We start from the raw sequence: 15,259 nt of genomic DNA, 5'->3' as shown, positions 1-15,259 counted from the left end.
ATACCCAATGCCGCACCGGAAATCCTCATGTTGAAGCATTCTATTAAAATCACATCAAATACAACATTCAAGATGTTGGCTATAAGAAATCATTTAAAATGTAATTGAACGAAGTTATCTGTTTTAACGAAGTATGTCAAAACGATAAAATAACACATGAATGGTATTGCCAAAAGATAATATTTGAAATATTCATAAACCAATGGTCTCAAGTGACTTGAATTACATAATGTCTCAAGGAAACTATCTGGAAACAATAATCATAATGCCATAATCAGTAGCGATAGTACTGTTATGCCAATAGTATAGAAATTATCTACTACTTTTCTCTCACTACAGATACTAATTTTATTTTCTTCAGTAATTAAAGTTTTGGAAATTCGTTTAAATCGTAGAATTTTAACATATATTCGGATATAAAATAAAAACATTAGTGAATGTATAAAAATAAAAATGTTGTCTTGAACAGTTATTATTTATCAGAATTGGCTGTATGATGCTGGTCAAAACACAAATAAGAAATGTTAATGTCACCAGATATAGTAAGTGATAACATGATAATAAATGTCGGCGGAAGAACAGATATAGTGAACTACTACACTCCATGGCTATTGAACAGACTGGAAGAGGAATATGCATATTCAAGAAATCCATTTGCAAGAGAGAATGTATATAAGTTAAGCTTAAATCCTGAAGATGTAGATTGCTTATTGTTCTGCTCCAAGAACTACCAACCTATCCTGAAACATATAGGTGACATTGATGAAAAGTACAATATATTGTGCAACTACACAATTACTGCATACGGCAAGGACATAGAACCTAAAGTCCCGTCAATAAATCAATCTATTAAAACGTTAAAACAATTATCTGGTATTGTTGGTGTGAATAAGATTCTCTGGAGATATGATCCAATACTTCTGACTGAAAAATACACTATTGAAAAACATCTGGAAACTTTTGAGTATATGGCCGAAAAGATCTCACCATTAGTTTACAGATGTATATTCAGCTTTGTTGATATGTACAAAAAAGTTGAAGAAAACATGCCTGAGATAATTCCATTAACTTTGGATGATAAAGAGAGGTTATTGAAAGGAATAGGTGAGATATCTAGGAAGTATAGTCTGTATACTCAATCATGTGCAACAAATGAAAGCTATGAAAAATATGGCATTCATCCTGCAGGATGCACCACTCGTGAAATATTGGAACAGGCACATAATGTAGTTTATAAAAATGTTAAAGGAACTGGAATTAGGGAAAACTGTCACTGCATTCCATCAAGAGACATTGGTGCTTATAATTCCTGTTTAAGTGAATGTAAATATTGCTATGCTAATCGAAAGCCTGAAATTCCTAAGAATGTTATAAAATTGCATGATGAGAAATCGCCATTGTTGCTTGGACATCTTAAGGAAGATGATAAGCTAATTGATACAGAAGTAATAAGATATATTGAACCAAAACAGACAACTTTATTTGATTTTTAGATATTAAATTTTTATTTCTCATGATGCCTAAAATCAACACAAATTTTATAAAATTAATTTATCCAAGTCATCTTCCGATAGTTCAAGAGACCCTATAATTAACATATGTATGAAAACTCCTGTGATAGTTGTATAACTTTTCTCTCCACACTACTTTTTTTAGAATCCATGATAATTAAATATTTTCATCATAATGGAGAAAATGGAGCTTTTAGAAATCCAAATCCAGAATCTGTTTCATAAATCATGATTAGTATTGTCTGTGAAAATAATTTTCAACAGAAGTTTTAAATATTATTAAAATCAAATCAATATTTATCTTTCCTAATGAAAGAGTTATCTTATGAAAGTATAAGGGATTAACATGAAAAATGAAAATTTAATAATTTATATCATGATGTTCGGTACATTTGGGGTATTGAGTACCGAAATGGGAGTAGTGGGCATTTTGCCTCAAATTGCACAATATTTTAATGTAGACATCACACAGGCAGGATTATTCGTGAGCTTGTTTGCATTAACAATTGCAATATGTGGGATATTCATGCCCCTTGTATTCTCAAAATTTGACAGAAAGAAAAGTTTCATTTTGGTTTTAGGGGTTTTTACTATATTTTCAACAATTGGAGCATTTGTAAGTGATTTTAATATTGCTTTGATCTGCAGAATAATTCCTGCAATTTTCCATCCGATTTATTGTGGTTTGGCATTGACGGTTGCCGCAGAAATAGTGGACCCTGAAAAGGCACAGGATGCGGTAAGTAAGGTAATTATGGGAGTGTCAGCAGGGATGATTGTAGGAGTTCCGATAACAACATTTGTTGCAACAAACTTCGGATATCAATTTTCAATGCTGTGGTTCAGTCTCGTTACATTCCTGGCATTGATAGCTACAATAATCTTTTTCCCAAGCCTGCCGGGTAAAGAGCAATCCTATGGAAATCAAATTAAAGTAGCAACAACTGGAATATTTATAATATCTGTTTTGGGAGTTATATTCTTAAATGGAGGCATGTATGCTTCATATTCATACATTTCAGAATTTCTAAATTCATTAACTAACATATTTGGAACTGAATTAAGCATCGTACTGTTTATTTATGGGGTTGCATCAATTGTCGGAAACTGGCTCGGAGCCAAATTATTAAATTCACAAACAAATAAAACTGTCTTATCATTTCCAATAATCTTTTCAACATTGATGATTGGAATATTCATATTCGGAGGTGCTAAAATACCAATGATTGTCCTGATGATTTTCTGGGGACTGCTTGCAGGTATTGGTAATGATATTTCACAATACTGGATGGTTTCAGCAGCAACTGATGCTCCTGAATTCGCAAATGGAATATTCTTAAGTATGGGAAATGTCGGAGTCACTCTAGGAACAACAATCGCCGGAGCAGTAGTTGCAGGAATGGGTGTCCAATATGTCATGATTGCAGCTGTTGTGGTGATGATTATCGATTTAATACTGTTATCTATCAGAACATACAAATATCCAATTGAGGCATAAAAATGACATTACCTGCTCAATTCAAAAAAGAAAATTCAGAAAATATATTCATATATCACTATGTCGAAGAAATGATAGCTGATTATACAAAATATGTCAAAGAAACATTCGATGACTCTGACATTACTGTTGCTGAACTGCCGTTTCTAATAAGGATTAGATTCAGTGAAGAAACTACACAAAAAGAATTGGTGGAACTGTTTAGGGTCAGTGAAGGATATACTGCTAAACTGTTAAGGAAATTTGAAGAAAAAGGATATCTGACTCGATGCGAAGATCCGACAAACCGGCGTAAAAAAATTGTCGAATTAACTTCTCGAGGAATTGAAAAAACAGATGAGTTAATTGAATTGATTAACGGTTGGGAAATAAAGGTAACAAAAAATATGAGTGATGAAGAGGTTAAAACGCTAAAATCTTTATTATTTAAAGTAGTTGAACCGTAATGATTTTAATTTGATTTAAATCATCGATAATAACATTACTAATACTAAAATACAGTTCTTAGAGGGCTACAGAAACATTTTCATTTTCATGAAAAAAAGTAGCTATTAATTATATATAACTTAAAAATTAAATCATTAATTAATTAAAATTATTGGAGAGAGGTTAATATGAAAGGAGATGTATATTACGGAAAAGGAATCAGGGAACTCGAAGGCGAATATCCTGATTTATATGAATTGGTTTCTGATATAAACAGTACTGTTTGGAATGCTAAAGTATTGGATTATAAGACTCAAAAATTGATTGCTATCGGAATTGCCGCTTCACGTGCCGATGCAAGAGCTACCAAAAAACAGATCAGGAGCGCTATTGAAGTATTAGGTATTACAAAAGATGAAATTGTGGATGTCTTAAGAGTAGTCCTGTTGACTTCAGGTATGCCTGCATTCTCCAAATCACTTCAAATCTTAAACAGTGTTGTTGAAGCTATTGAAGAGGAAAGGGAAGATAAGGCTTAATTCTTCTCTTATTTTTTTTAGTATTGTATTTTAATGCTATTTAACCTAAAACCTGATAGATCATCTCACCTATAAAAAACAGAATAAAGAGAATCATCCCATAATTTAAGTATACGGTTCTAAATGGATTTTTCAGACTGATTTGTGTTTTTGAACCGTTGAATCTTGCCTTTTTAATTTTGGTCAGTCCGTAAAGTCCAATCAGTATAAAGGTTAATATGATTGCAAAGTATCCCAGGATTACCAATGCATCAATTGGATTGAGACTTGTTTGGATATTTGCTACTGAATTTGCAAGGATTAGGCTCACGACCGATCCCATAAAGTTCACAATCGCATGCAGGATTATTGTGTAGGTTATCCTTCCGGTTTTGATGTAGACATATGCGAAAAATCCTCCCATCAGAAATGCATAGAAGAACTGGTTAAGGTTTCCATGGAAAAAGGCGAACAGCACTGCCGATAGGATTATGGACACCTTTGCCCCGTACTTGATTGTCTTGTCGATTAGAAATTTCCTGAAAAGGATTTCCTCACATATCGGGGCGATTATGCTGATCAGCACCAGATTGATCCAAATGTCCGTGCTGTTGATGAGTTCCTGAACGGGATTTGAAATGTCATTTTGCATTGCGCCGCTCAAAAGCATTGTGATGATTAAACCGATTATGTTTCCAATCCACATTAACGTGATTGTAATTCCTGTGTATAGGATGAATGTTTTTGCACCGACGCTTTTCTTTTCGATTTCAACGTCATCCAATTTTTTCATCAGCCAATAGAAGATTGGAAATGGTAGAATATAGCTGCATAATGATGATAGAGCGGTCAATATGTTTATGTCACTCAGATATTTCGGATTTATCATGGAAATTATATTGACGATGATTATCTGAAATATTATTGCTATTATGCCCAGTATCAGGTAATTTGCCCCTATTTTTGAGAAAAACTTTTTATGAATGTTCAATTTTTCACCTATATTCATTAATTATATTTTTACAATATAAATCTTATTATAGTTTTTTTTGCATGGGGATTTTTCTAAAGTTTTTATATTATTAAAACATAATTTAATATGTATAAAAAAATTTTTGATTAAGTGATTTAATGTTTGATAATTATAAGAATAAGTTTATTCCATTGATTTTACCAATCTGCATAATTATCTTCTGGTATCTTATTACCGAAGGATTTGGCATTATCAATCCATACATCCTTCCTGGTCCGATTACAGTTTGTCAGTCAGCCTGGGAGTTGATATTGAATGGAAAGCTTCTAACAAACACTCTGGATACTTTATATAAGGTATTCGGCGGTTTGATTTTAGCGTCTGTTGTTGCCATTCCTTTAGGAATTCTTCTCGGATGGTATAAGACTCTCGAAGACATTGCAACTTTGGTAATCAGTGTATTAAGACCGATTCCTCCTGTTGCATGGATTCCATTTTCCATCCTTTGGTTTGGAATAGGCATGTTTCCGGCAGTTTTCATTATTTTTATGGGTTGCGTATTCCCGATATTGGTCTATACAATTGATGGAGTTAAAAGAACTGATAAGGTTTTAATTGAATCAGCCCAAACTTTGGGAGCAAGCGATTGGAATGTTTTAAAAAGGGTAATTCTGCCTTCAACAGTTCCATATATTGTTTCAGGTTTGAAAGTCGGAATTGGTATTGCTTTGATGTGTACAATTTCAGCTGAAATGGTTGGTTCAAGCAGTGGTTTAGGTTATATGATTCTGACAGCAACTAGTTTATTTGATCCGGGTACAACAGTTGTTGGTATGTTAGATATAGGGTTAATAGGTATCATATTTGATTATGTATTTACTAAAGCCCAGGAAAGGATATTCTGGTAGGTGTTAATGTGTCAATTGAAGTAAAAAATATTAATAAATCATTTGTAAGTAAAAAAACAGACCAGCTATCAGTTTTGGAAGACATTAATTTAACCATTGAGGATGGTGAATTAGTCTGTCTTTTAGGTCCTTCCGGTTGTGGAAAAACCACTCTATTAAGATTAATTGCAGGTCTTGACCAGCCTAGCTCCGGTGAAATCATTGCCAACGGTGAAAAGGTTACCAAGCCGTCTGGGGATAGGGCAGTGATTTTCCAGCAGTATTCATTATTCCCATGGCTGACTGTCCTGCAGAATGTTACTTTCGGTTTGGAGATGACAAACAAGGGAGCTAAGGAGGAAAATATCGCTGCCGCTGAGAGATACCTGACAAGTGTGGGTTTAATTGATTTTAAGGATAGCTATCCTCATGAACTTTCAGGTGGTATGAAACAAAGGGTTGCAATTATCAGATCCCTGCTTAATCATTCGCCTATTCTTCTTATGGATGAGCCGTTTTCTGCATTGGATATGCAAAATAGGCACAAGCTTCAGTCACAGCTCATAGGCGTTTGGAAAAGATTCGAAAACACAATCGTTTTCGTAACCCACGATGTTGATGAGGCTGTGTATCTGGCAGATAAGATTGTCATCATGGGCAAAAACCCCGGAAGAATAGATAATGTCATTGAAGTGGATATTGAAAGGCCAAGAAAAAGAGATTCAAAGGAATTCATCGCACTTCAAGAGTCAATTGTAGAAAAATTAGATATGGGAGAATAGTTATATTTTAGCTATTAATGTCCCATAATTTCCATTTTTTATTCCTTCATAAACATAATCCATCGCCTTTAGACAGGAATCCATTAAGGAATTGTTTTTTGCCAAATATGCGGTTATTGCAGATGACAGATTGCATCCTGAACCGTGTAAGTTATCGGTTTCAATCAATTCCTGTTTTTTTATTGTTATTTCATCATCGATGTTGATTACATTAATTCCGTCCAAATGTCCGCCGGTAATGAAACAGTTGCAGTCAATAAGTTCTGTTGCCTTTACGGCATCTTCCTTGCTGTTTATTTTAATTCCACTTAATCTTTCAGCTTCACTGACGTTTGGAGTGGTCAATATGGAATTTGGAAGCAAATGTCTGTTAAAAGCGTCGGCTATGTCTCCTCCAGTCAAATCTCCCCCTGAAGTTGCAACCATGACGGGGTCAACCACCGCCTTTAGATTATACTCCCTAATCTTTTTAGCTGTCAATTTGATTATTTCCGGTGAGTAGAGCATGCCTGTCTTGATGAATTCCACTTCGTAGGCATCCATTACGGAATCTATCTGCTCTTCAATGTATTCAGGTGAAACAGGTTGTGTTGAAAAAAATTTATAGGGATTTTGAGAAGTCAGGGCGGTTACGATTCCGGTACCATAAACTCCAATAGCCTGAAATGTCTTCAAATCGGCAAAAACCCCTGCGCCTCCTGACGGATCAACGCCTGCAATGCTCATCACTATCATCTAATCAGCTCTTGTGACTTTAAGGCGTTCGGATCCACGGAATGACTCGACAGTGACCTTAAGCTCCTTCAGGTATTGCCTGGTGTGGGTTTTCTCACCGTGAATCATGATTTCACCCAGGTCTTCAGTGGTGTTGACGTCCAATGCCATGAAAAATGAATCGTGAACCTGCGGATTAAGTTTTTTCCGCTCGGCTGCCTGCACATGTTCCTTATAGCTGAATCCTTCATATCTTGTTCTGATGGCCATCGGCTTCATTATGATCATGTTTGTTCCTCCGCCTTTTGATGGAACAATTATGAAATCCAGGCTTTTGGATGCGTCAATCAGCATCTGAACATTGGTTTTGCCAATCAGTGGAATGTCTGAAGGAACTATAATTACCTTCCTTGTTTTTCCTTTGCAGATTTTCATAGCCTGTGTGAGGGCCTTGTTCAGGTTGGAATTGTCATTTTCCTGTATGGTGTTCACATTGAGGCTTTCTGCATATTTTAACACATCTTCATCCCTGCTGATTATGAAAATCTTGTCCACATGCTTTTTTAAGGTATCAGTCACGTCCCGAAGCATTGCCTTTAGGAGGTTTTCCCTCTCTTCGGCAGATAAAAATGGGGAAAGCCTGGTTTTTGCATTCTTGAATGTGGTTACTGGTATTATCGCATAAATGTTGTCCATATTATCACTAGTATGTTTTGGCAATTAAGGCAATGTATTTTGCATCTTTTCCGCTGGCTATGCATTTGCCTTCAGACACTTCTTCCTGAATGCCTAAAACGTCATAGCCGGTTTTTTCTTCGATTTCATGGCCGACATCCTCATCTCCGCACCAGTAGAATTTAACGACATTTCCGGATTCTACAAGTTCTGGAATATCTTCAAGGTTTTCTGCAAATTTAACATGCTCATTCTGGAATTCCCATGCCTGTGAGGATAAGTTTTCAGAAGATTTGTCCAATAAGTCAATTACATTGTCAACAAGATTGTCATCCAATTGAATTTCAATCTTTTCTCCTTCGTCACGTCTCATTGCAACGGTGATATTGTTTTCCAGGTCTCTTGGTCCAAGTTCAAGTTTGACTGGTGTTCCTCTAAGTTCCCAGTCGTTGAATTTTTTGCCCGGCCTGATGTCCCTGTCATCAAGCTGGACTCTCAATCCTGCTGCCTCTAACTGCTCTTTGATTTGTGAGCATTTTGCAAGAACTTCCTCTTTTCCTTTCTTGAATAGGATTGGAATTATGGTAACTTGATTCGGTGATACTTTTGGTGGTAAGCGTAATCCGGTTTCATCTCCATGAATTCCAATGACGGATGCGATAACCCTGTCGGACACTCCTGCACAGGTCTGATAAACCAATTTGTGTTCTCCGTCCTTGTCTTCAAAGGTAATGTCAAATGTTTTTGCGAATGTCTGGCCTAAATTGTGTATTGTACCTATTTGCAGGGTTTTACCGTTTGGCATTATGGCATCAAAGGCCATTGTATAGTCTGAACCCGGGAACTTGTCCCATTCAGGCCTTTTGGAGATTAAGTATGGGATTCCCAAATCATCAAAGAATTCCTTATACATTTCAATGAAGTCCTGGATTTGCTCGTCGGATTCCTCTTTGGTTGCGTGTGCGGTATGGGCTTCCTTAAAGGTAGTGATTTCCCTTACCCTGATTAGAGGTCTGGTATGTTTTGTTTCGTATCTGAAAGTGTTTACAATCTGATACATTTTGATTGGCAGGTCAATGTGTGTCCTGATCCATAATGAATACATCGGATATATTGCGGTTTCACTGGTTGGCCTTAAGGCTAGCTGTTCGTTCAATTCAGTCTGTCCGCCTTTTGTTACCCAGTATACCTCATCTTCAAATCCCTTAACATGTATTCCTTCCTTTGCAAGTTCAGTTTCAGGAACAAGCATTGGGAACAGTACCTCATCATGGTCCTTATCCAATAAATTTTTAATAATGTTCATTGAATGTTTCCTTATCTGAAAACCGTATGGTCTCCAAACTGCCATTCCCTTAATAGGATATCTTGAATCGGTTATGTCTGCTTGTTCTAAAATGTCATGAAACCATTCGTCAAAATTTTCCACCATATCACCTAAAATAATTTTTTATAATATTAAATTATCTGTTTTTAATAAGTATTAAACTTATTTAAAGATAAATTATTTATAATTATCAATTAAATATATATTAATGTATAATTAACATTTAGGAGATATCATGAGCAACAGGAGAATACAGATGCCCCGTGAAGTTTACATTGATCCGGGCATTATAAAAGATACTGGTGAGATTTGCAAATCTCTGCATTTGGATAAAAAGATTCTGATTGTTACAGGTGCGCATACATATGATGTTGGTGCAATACCTGTAATGGAAAGCCTTGAAAGGGAGGATATGGAATTTGATGTGGTCAAAGTTGACAGAGCATCCTATGAGTCCATATCTGAAGTTGAGGAACTGATCACTCCGGACACAACCGTTTTGGGTGTTGGCGGAGGAAAGGTTATTGATGTGGCCAAGTTATCTTCATATAATCAGGGTGTCTATTTTGTATCCATGCCAACAACCGCTTCTCATGATGGTATCGTATCTCCTTTGGCATCAATCAAAAACCCTAACACTTCAATATCAGCAACTGCGCACTCCCCGATAGCGGTCATTGCGGATTCCGAAATCCTTGCACAATCCCCATTCAGGCTTTTGGCTGCAGGATGTGCGGACCTGATTGCAAACTTCACTGCCATCAAGGATTGGGAATTGGCACACAGGCTTAAAAACGAAGCGTTTTCAGAGTCAGCTGCTGCATTGTCAATAATGTCAGCGCACCTGATTACTGACAACATCGCCAATATCAAGCCTAATCTCGAGCCTAGTGCAAGAATAGTCATGAAATCACTTTTCAGCGGGGGAATGGCAATAAGCATCGCAGGTTCATCAAGGCCTGCAAGCGGATCAGAGCATCTCTTTTCACATGCCCTTGACAAGATTCTTGACAAGCCTGCACTTCACGGCGAGCAGTGCGGTATCGGAACAATCATGATGATGTATCTTCATGGAGGGGATTGGAAGGCAATAAGGGACTCCCTAAAGGCCGTGCAGGCCCCTACCACTGCAAAAGAACTTAACATTACTGATGAGGACATTATTGAAGCTCTGATGATGGCTCATGAAATCCGACCTGAAAGATACACTATTTTAGGAGACAATGGAATTTCAAAAGAAGCTGCATATGAATTGGCTTATAGAACAGAGGTGATTTAATGATAACACTGATAGGTATAGATTTAGCGAAAAAAGGTCAAGAGTTTATTTTTCTAGGTCCTGCCAAGGAATGTGAAGACTGCAGATTTAAGTCATCCTGTGTTGGAAACCTGGAAGTGAACAGGAAATATGTTGTAACTGAAGTAAAGGAAAACGAGCAGAACTGTCCGATACATTCTGGAGGCAAGGTAATTCCTGTTGAGGTTGACAGAGCCGAAATAGACATACTAACAACTTCAAAAAACATCTTTGAAGGATCAACATTTACATATAATGCTCCTGACTGTGATGAAAACTGCGATTATCATGACTTGTGTTTCCCTGAAGGATTGGTTGAAAACGACAAGTGCATCGTATTGGAGAACAATGGAAAGCATGATGGGGAATGCAAGAAAGGATTGAAACTTAATAACTTAACTTTAGGATTTGTGATTTAAATGAAAGATACTAGTAGCAATAGCTCTTCTAAAATGAATGCAGGATACAAGGCTGCAGAATATGTCGAAGATGGAATGGTCTTAGGGCTTGGAACAGGTTCAACCACACACTTTTTCATTGAAAAGGTGGGCATGAGAATCAGAGATGAAGGAATAAACGTTATGGGAATTCCAACATCATTCCAATCATTGTTGAAGGCAAAGGAATGGAACATTCCAATCACAACATTGGAAGAGCATGACATTGACCTGTCCGTTGATGGAGCGGATGAAGTTGACTCAGAGTTTAATCTGATTAAGGGTGGAGGAGCCGCCCATACTAAAGAAAAGATTGTAGATTATGCTGCAGACAAATTCATAGTTATAGTTGACGAATCCAAAGTCGTTGATGAATTGGGAAATTTCCCGGTTCCTGTCGAAGTGCTTCCGGACGCATCAAGAATGGTCATTAAGGAACTTGAAGACATGGGAGCAACCTGTGAGATAAGGATGGCCCAAAGAAAAGACGGTCCTGTAATAACCGACAATGGAAACTTTGTAATAGATGCCAAATTCGAAAAAATCGAATCACCTGCTCACCTTGAAATCGATTTGAATGCAATTCCGGGTGTTGTGGAAAACGGAATCTTTTCACAGATGGTTGATAAGGTAATCATCGGAACCGATGACGGCACCAAAGAGCTATAGTGATTCAAATGCCTATGTTTGACATTCCTGATATGAGGGATTTGACATATAAGATTGCTATCGTATTTGGAGCAATAATTGTAATCTATGGCGTTTTGTGGCTATTGGTTAATTTGGGATTGATTCCTGCTATTATTGCAGCGGTATTTCCGCAGATAGTCCTGATAATCATCGGTCTGTTTATAATTTACACTGCCGTTGACCGCAGAAAAAAATATTACTGATTTTTTTTTAAAAAAAGAAAGTTTGAGAAGAGAAATAATCTCTTCTATTTCATTTTAATTTTAACTTTTGCGGTGGTTTTGCTAAAGTATTTGTTTCCTGTAAAAGTGACAGTGCTTTTGAAAGTTCCTTTTTTAGTGAATTTTTTAATTTTAAAGGTTGCTTTTCCTTTAGAATTAGTTTTGGCGGTGAACTTTTTATTCTTGATTTTGATAGTTACTTTAACTCCACTGATTGCTTTACCTGATTTGGATTTTAGGGTAATTGCATACTTTTTGGTTTTGGATTTAGCTTTAAATGTTTTCTTTTTGGCTGTAATTTTGCTTGCTTCTTTGGTTACTTTGATTGTAGCTTTTGCAGTTGTTGCTTTGTATGCATCATCGCCTTTGAATGTAATTGTTGACTGTTTGGAGCCAGTTGCTGTAGCAGTTAATTTGAAAGTAGCTACACCATTGGAATTGGTTTTTGCAGTAATGGTTTTTCCATTGAAGTTAATGGTAACTTCTTTGTTTTCAAGAGTTTTTCCGTTGGATTTAAGGGTAACTTGATAGTTAGATCCTTTAGCGATAGCCTGTAAGTAGAATGTTTTTCCAGGAGCAGTCAATGCAGCGGAAGCTCTATCATCCACAACTGTAATTGCTGCTTCGGTATTGCCTGCCTTATTGTAATAGTCGCTGACGGTATGCACTTTTGCAGTATATGTTCCGGTTGTTAAAGCTAGATTGATGGAAGCGGTTCCGTTTTCATCAGTTATGAACTCTTGCACATTTCCATTGATGGTTACGGTTCCTGCTTTATTGGCCAGTGCTTTTCCGGTAATGTTCTTTAAGGTAATTTCCAATGTGCCTTTTTTGTATCCGACAGTCACATCAGCTGCACTTAGGTTCACATTTTTGGAGTCGCCGTAAGTTCCTACAACTTTTGCTCCGATTTTGTCATAATATTTATTTTCGGATTTTACAAGGAAATGTTCAAAGGTAGGTGGGAACGGTAATTTGTCAGGTTTGTATGTATTTTTACCTATAGTGACATTATAATATCCTCCACCAAGTATGATTGCAATTCTGCTTTTAATAAAGGTGTTGTCGAAAATATATTCATTTCCAGATCCATAACAGGTAATTGAACTGATTTTTGAGTTGGATATTGTATTTCCGTAAACCTTATGTCCGCTGGAATGTAGGAGGTATATTCCTTCTTTAGAACCGGAAACGCTGTTGTTAAAGACAGTAACTCCACTTCCCTGATTGAATCTTACGTCTATACCGTGGTTGTATGCATTGGTGATAGTATTATTTGCGATTATTGAATTTTTACATCCGAAGCATAGTATTCCTGTTGTGTACTGATTGCTTACTTTGTTGTTTGTGATTATTGCATTTGGACGTCCTTGTTGTCTTTCACCTATAAACATACCCCATGAAGCACCATTAATATTACATTGGGTAATGGTAAGGTTTGGACTGAGTATTGAATAGATACCCGCTGTACAGTATTCTCTTAGATTTTGGTTTGTTCCGATTGTTGTGGTGTCATATCCAGGATATCTGCATTCAATATTTAATTTGCTCACAGTAATGTCTGAAGCATTCATGCAGTATAATACAGCTGAATAACTTACTCCGAATCCTCCTTCATTGGTTTTGTTTTTTATTCTTTCAGGAACCAAATCAAGGCTTGCGGATTCATAACTGATTAATGTTGCATTGTTTCCAATCACTTTAATGTTCTTTTCGATGTAAATGCTGATATTTTCAAATATTGCGTTTTCTTCAAAAATTAATGTGTCCCCATCTTTCATGTTATTGATTCTGTTCTGAATTTCTTCATTTGTCATTCCAGAGGTTATTAACACTTCATCGCCTGTTGGTTTTAAGATGGTGTTATAGTCAATAACGATAGGTCCTGGAATAGGGATTTCACTATATTCCACATATGTGATGTTTGAAAGGCTGCTGTCAGTGTGGGTACCCATCATTGAGTCCATACTTGCATAATCGGCTTTTGCTTCAGCAACATAATATTGGAAAGACGGTGGGAACGGCAATTCATCAATTTTCCATTCATTTGTTCCAATGGTAATGTTATTGTATCCGGTATAAGCTCCTCCTTGAGGTGCTCCTCCACCTAAAAGAATGCCTATTCTAGAGTTGTATAACTTATTGTCTTTGATGGTAATATGGCTTGCACCACAACATGTAATTGAACTTACAGTACAATTGATAATTGTATTTCCAGTTACAACATGTTTAGGTGAGTGCAATAGGTAAATTCCCTCTTTTGAACCGATAACAGTGTTGTTTAATACTTTAACATTTGGTCCGACACCATGCCTTACATCAATACCGTGATTTTTGGCATTGATTATTGTATTGTATCTGATTATGGTTCTTTTTGATTGGAAGTTCAGGATTCCTGTAATCAATTGATTCATGATTGTATTATTTTCTATTGTTCCATCATCACAATTTTGGAACCAGATACCCCAGGAACAGCCATCAATTGTAATGTTGGATATTGTGGTATGGTTTGAAAAATAGTTATATATTACACAATTTGTGTATTTTGGATCATCAGTTCCGGTTGGGGTTGCAGTCCCGCTGTTTGCACCTGCAACAAAATTAATGTCTTTTAAAACAACATCATTTGCCTTAAGGATATATAAAGTTGCCTTATTTGTAATGGCATATCCTCCCTCGGTTGTTTTGTTCATTATGATGTCTGGAATATTATCATTGCTTGGGTTGTCATAACCATATAATGTGGCACCATTACCGTTGATTGTCACGCTTTTATTAATGTAGATGCAGATGTCATGATAGTCTCCCTTTTGGAAGTTTAATGTATCTCCATCGTCCAAGGTATTGATTTTTTCTTGAATCTGATTATTGTCATCTGTAGTTTCAATTGTAACTTCTTTGCCAGCTGCAATGTTGTTATCTTCGGACACTTCCAATATGTCGCTAGCATTATTGTCAATATTGGAGGTATCTTCTGCGGATATTGCATTTGTGGCTAAGAATACAATTAATACTAACAAAACAGCTAATATTAAACTCTTCTTATTCATAATATTTCCTCTAAAATCTTTTTAAACAATTACTTGATCATAAAAAATTATATCGATAAGCAATTAATTTAATATTGATTTTCATATTATTTAAATTAAAATGTCTTAAATTCTTGATATAACACTGTTAAGAATAGTTATTTGTTGTAATTTGACTCATATCGTTTTAAATTTTTAATATAATGCCGTTATATAGGTTAGATTTATATATATTTGATATCAAAATATTATCATTAATCAATATTATTCACAT

At 36.0% G+C, this 15,259-nt stretch carries 15 protein-coding genes; 10 read left to right on the top strand and 5 right to left on the bottom strand.

The features are described from left to right. Positions 1-554: 554 nt before the first annotated feature. From E7Z79_RS02800 to E7Z79_RS02785, 4 genes are all read left to right on the top strand, one after another. Complete coding sequence (locus E7Z79_RS02800) at positions 555-1,493, top strand: DUF1848 domain-containing protein (RefSeq protein WP_303738460.1); 939 nt, start codon at positions 555-557, stop codon at positions 1,491-1,493. A 364-nt stretch (positions 1,494-1,857) separates the two neighbouring features. Further along, positions 1,858-3,009 (top strand): MFS transporter, encoded by a 1,152-nt coding sequence (locus E7Z79_RS02795; protein WP_303738459.1) that lies wholly within the window; start codon positions 1,858-1,860, stop codon positions 3,007-3,009. A 2-nt stretch (positions 3,010-3,011) separates the two neighbouring features. Beyond that, a complete protein-coding gene (locus E7Z79_RS02790) occupies positions 3,012-3,455 on the top strand; it encodes a MarR family winged helix-turn-helix transcriptional regulator (protein ID WP_303738458.1) in 444 nt (147 codons plus the stop codon). Positions 3,456-3,623: 168 nt separating this feature from the next. Continuing rightward, the gene (locus E7Z79_RS02785; protein WP_292844143.1) at positions 3,624-3,974 is read left to right on the top strand and encodes a carboxymuconolactone decarboxylase family protein; all 351 of its coding nucleotides are present in this window, start codon (positions 3,624-3,626) and stop codon (positions 3,972-3,974) included. Between the two features lie 40 nt (positions 3,975-4,014). Here E7Z79_RS02785 and E7Z79_RS02780 read toward each other — a convergent pair whose 3' ends face one another. Beyond that, positions 4,015-4,944, bottom strand: a complete 930-nt coding sequence (locus E7Z79_RS02780; protein WP_303738457.1) for a CPBP family intramembrane glutamic endopeptidase — start codon at positions 4,942-4,944, stop codon at positions 4,015-4,017. A 140-nt stretch (positions 4,945-5,084) separates the two neighbouring features. Here E7Z79_RS02780 and E7Z79_RS02775 point away from each other — a divergent pair, with 140 nt between their 5' ends. Next, positions 5,085-5,834 carry an ABC transporter permease gene (locus tag E7Z79_RS02775; RefSeq protein WP_303738456.1) on the top strand — a complete coding sequence of 250 codons (750 nt, stop codon included), beginning with the start codon at positions 5,085-5,087 and terminating at the stop codon, positions 5,832-5,834. Between the two features lie 8 nt (positions 5,835-5,842). Next, positions 5,843-6,595, top strand: a complete 753-nt coding sequence (locus E7Z79_RS02770; RefSeq protein ID WP_303738455.1) for an ABC transporter ATP-binding protein — start codon at positions 5,843-5,845, stop codon at positions 6,593-6,595. Here the strand turns inward: E7Z79_RS02770 and thiD are convergent, their stop codons facing one another. From thiD to proS, 3 genes are read right to left on the bottom strand one after another with little or no spacing between them, the layout of a single operon-like run. Next, complete coding sequence (thiD, locus tag E7Z79_RS02765) at positions 6,596-7,330, bottom strand: bifunctional hydroxymethylpyrimidine kinase/phosphomethylpyrimidine kinase (protein ID WP_303738454.1); 735 nt, start codon at positions 7,328-7,330, stop codon at positions 6,596-6,598. Further along, positions 7,331-8,005: a 2-phospho-L-lactate guanylyltransferase gene (cofC, locus tag E7Z79_RS02760; protein WP_303738453.1), complete on the bottom strand. Its 675-nt coding sequence runs from the start codon at positions 8,003-8,005 to the stop codon at positions 7,331-7,333. A gap of 7 nt (positions 8,006-8,012) precedes the next feature. Beyond that, the gene (gene proS / locus E7Z79_RS02755; RefSeq protein WP_303738452.1) at positions 8,013-9,416 is read right to left on the bottom strand and encodes a proline--tRNA ligase; all 1,404 of its coding nucleotides are present in this window, start codon (positions 9,414-9,416) and stop codon (positions 8,013-8,015) included. Positions 9,417-9,546: 130 nt separating this feature from the next. On the opposite strand from proS, the gene E7Z79_RS02750 reads away from it, so the two are divergent. Genes E7Z79_RS02750 through E7Z79_RS02735 form a run of 4 tightly spaced genes read left to right on the top strand, consistent with a single transcriptional unit; the run spans position 9,547 to position 11,938 of the window. Further along, positions 9,547-10,590, top strand: coding sequence for an NAD(P)-dependent glycerol-1-phosphate dehydrogenase (locus E7Z79_RS02750; protein ID WP_303738451.1), 1,044 nt, complete (start codon positions 9,547-9,549; stop codon positions 10,588-10,590). Then, on the top strand, positions 10,590-11,027 hold the full coding sequence (locus E7Z79_RS02745) for a UPF0179 family protein (RefSeq protein ID WP_303738450.1): 438 nt from the start codon (positions 10,590-10,592) through the stop codon (positions 11,025-11,027). Before E7Z79_RS02750 ends, E7Z79_RS02745 begins: the two co-directional genes overlap by 1 nt. Then, entirely contained in the window at positions 11,028-11,714 is a 687-nt protein-coding gene (rpiA, locus tag E7Z79_RS02740) for a ribose-5-phosphate isomerase RpiA (protein WP_303738449.1), read from the top strand. Between the two features lie 8 nt (positions 11,715-11,722). Continuing rightward, complete coding sequence (locus tag E7Z79_RS02735; RefSeq protein ID WP_303738461.1) at positions 11,723-11,938, top strand: hypothetical protein; 216 nt, start codon at positions 11,723-11,725, stop codon at positions 11,936-11,938. A 44-nt stretch (positions 11,939-11,982) separates the two neighbouring features. Here E7Z79_RS02735 and E7Z79_RS02730 read toward each other — a convergent pair whose 3' ends face one another. Next, positions 11,983-15,006 (bottom strand): NosD domain-containing protein, encoded by a 3,024-nt coding sequence (locus E7Z79_RS02730; RefSeq protein ID WP_303738448.1) that lies wholly within the window; start codon positions 15,004-15,006, stop codon positions 11,983-11,985. Between the last annotated feature and the right edge of the window lie 253 nt (positions 15,007-15,259).

The sequence above is a fragment of the Methanobrevibacter thaueri genome (assembly GCF_015062905.1).
Classification (GTDB): Archaea; Methanobacteriota; Methanobacteria; order Methanobacteriales; family Methanobacteriaceae; genus Methanocatella; species Methanocatella thaueri_A.
Note: the sequence above shows the minus strand (reverse complement) of the source record. Positions and strands in the feature narration are given on the sequence as shown.

Excerpts from the sequence above, each read along its gene's own strand:
- E7Z79_RS02800 (WP_303738460.1), top strand. The coding sequence starts at position 555 with ATGATAATAAATGTCGGCGGAAGAACAGATATAGTGAACTACTACACT.
- E7Z79_RS02795 (WP_303738459.1), top strand. The coding sequence starts at position 1,858 with ATGAAAAATGAAAATTTAATAATTTATATCATGATGTTCGGTACATTT.
- E7Z79_RS02790 (WP_303738458.1), top strand. The coding sequence starts at position 3,012 with ATGACATTACCTGCTCAATTCAAAAAAGAAAATTCAGAAAATATATTC.
- E7Z79_RS02785 (WP_292844143.1), top strand. The coding sequence starts at position 3,624 with ATGAAAGGAGATGTATATTACGGAAAAGGAATCAGGGAACTCGAAGGC.
- E7Z79_RS02775 (WP_303738456.1), top strand. The coding sequence starts at position 5,085 with ATGTTTGATAATTATAAGAATAAGTTTATTCCATTGATTTTACCAATC.
- thiD (WP_303738454.1), bottom strand. The coding sequence starts at position 7,330 with ATGATAGTGATGAGCATTGCAGGCGTTGATCCGTCAGGAGGCGCAGGG.
- cofC (WP_303738453.1), bottom strand. The coding sequence starts at position 8,005 with ATGGACAACATTTATGCGATAATACCAGTAACCACATTCAAGAATGCA.
- proS (WP_303738452.1), bottom strand. The coding sequence starts at position 9,416 with ATGGTGGAAAATTTTGACGAATGGTTTCATGACATTTTAGAACAAGCA.
- E7Z79_RS02750 (WP_303738451.1), top strand. The coding sequence starts at position 9,547 with ATGAGCAACAGGAGAATACAGATGCCCCGTGAAGTTTACATTGATCCG.
- E7Z79_RS02745 (WP_303738450.1), top strand. The coding sequence starts at position 10,590 with ATGATAACACTGATAGGTATAGATTTAGCGAAAAAAGGTCAAGAGTTT.
- rpiA (WP_303738449.1), top strand. The coding sequence starts at position 11,028 with ATGAAAGATACTAGTAGCAATAGCTCTTCTAAAATGAATGCAGGATAC.
- E7Z79_RS02735 (WP_303738461.1), top strand. The coding sequence starts at position 11,723 with ATGCCTATGTTTGACATTCCTGATATGAGGGATTTGACATATAAGATT.
- E7Z79_RS02730 (WP_303738448.1), bottom strand. The coding sequence starts at position 15,006 with ATGAATAAGAAGAGTTTAATATTAGCTGTTTTGTTAGTATTAATTGTA.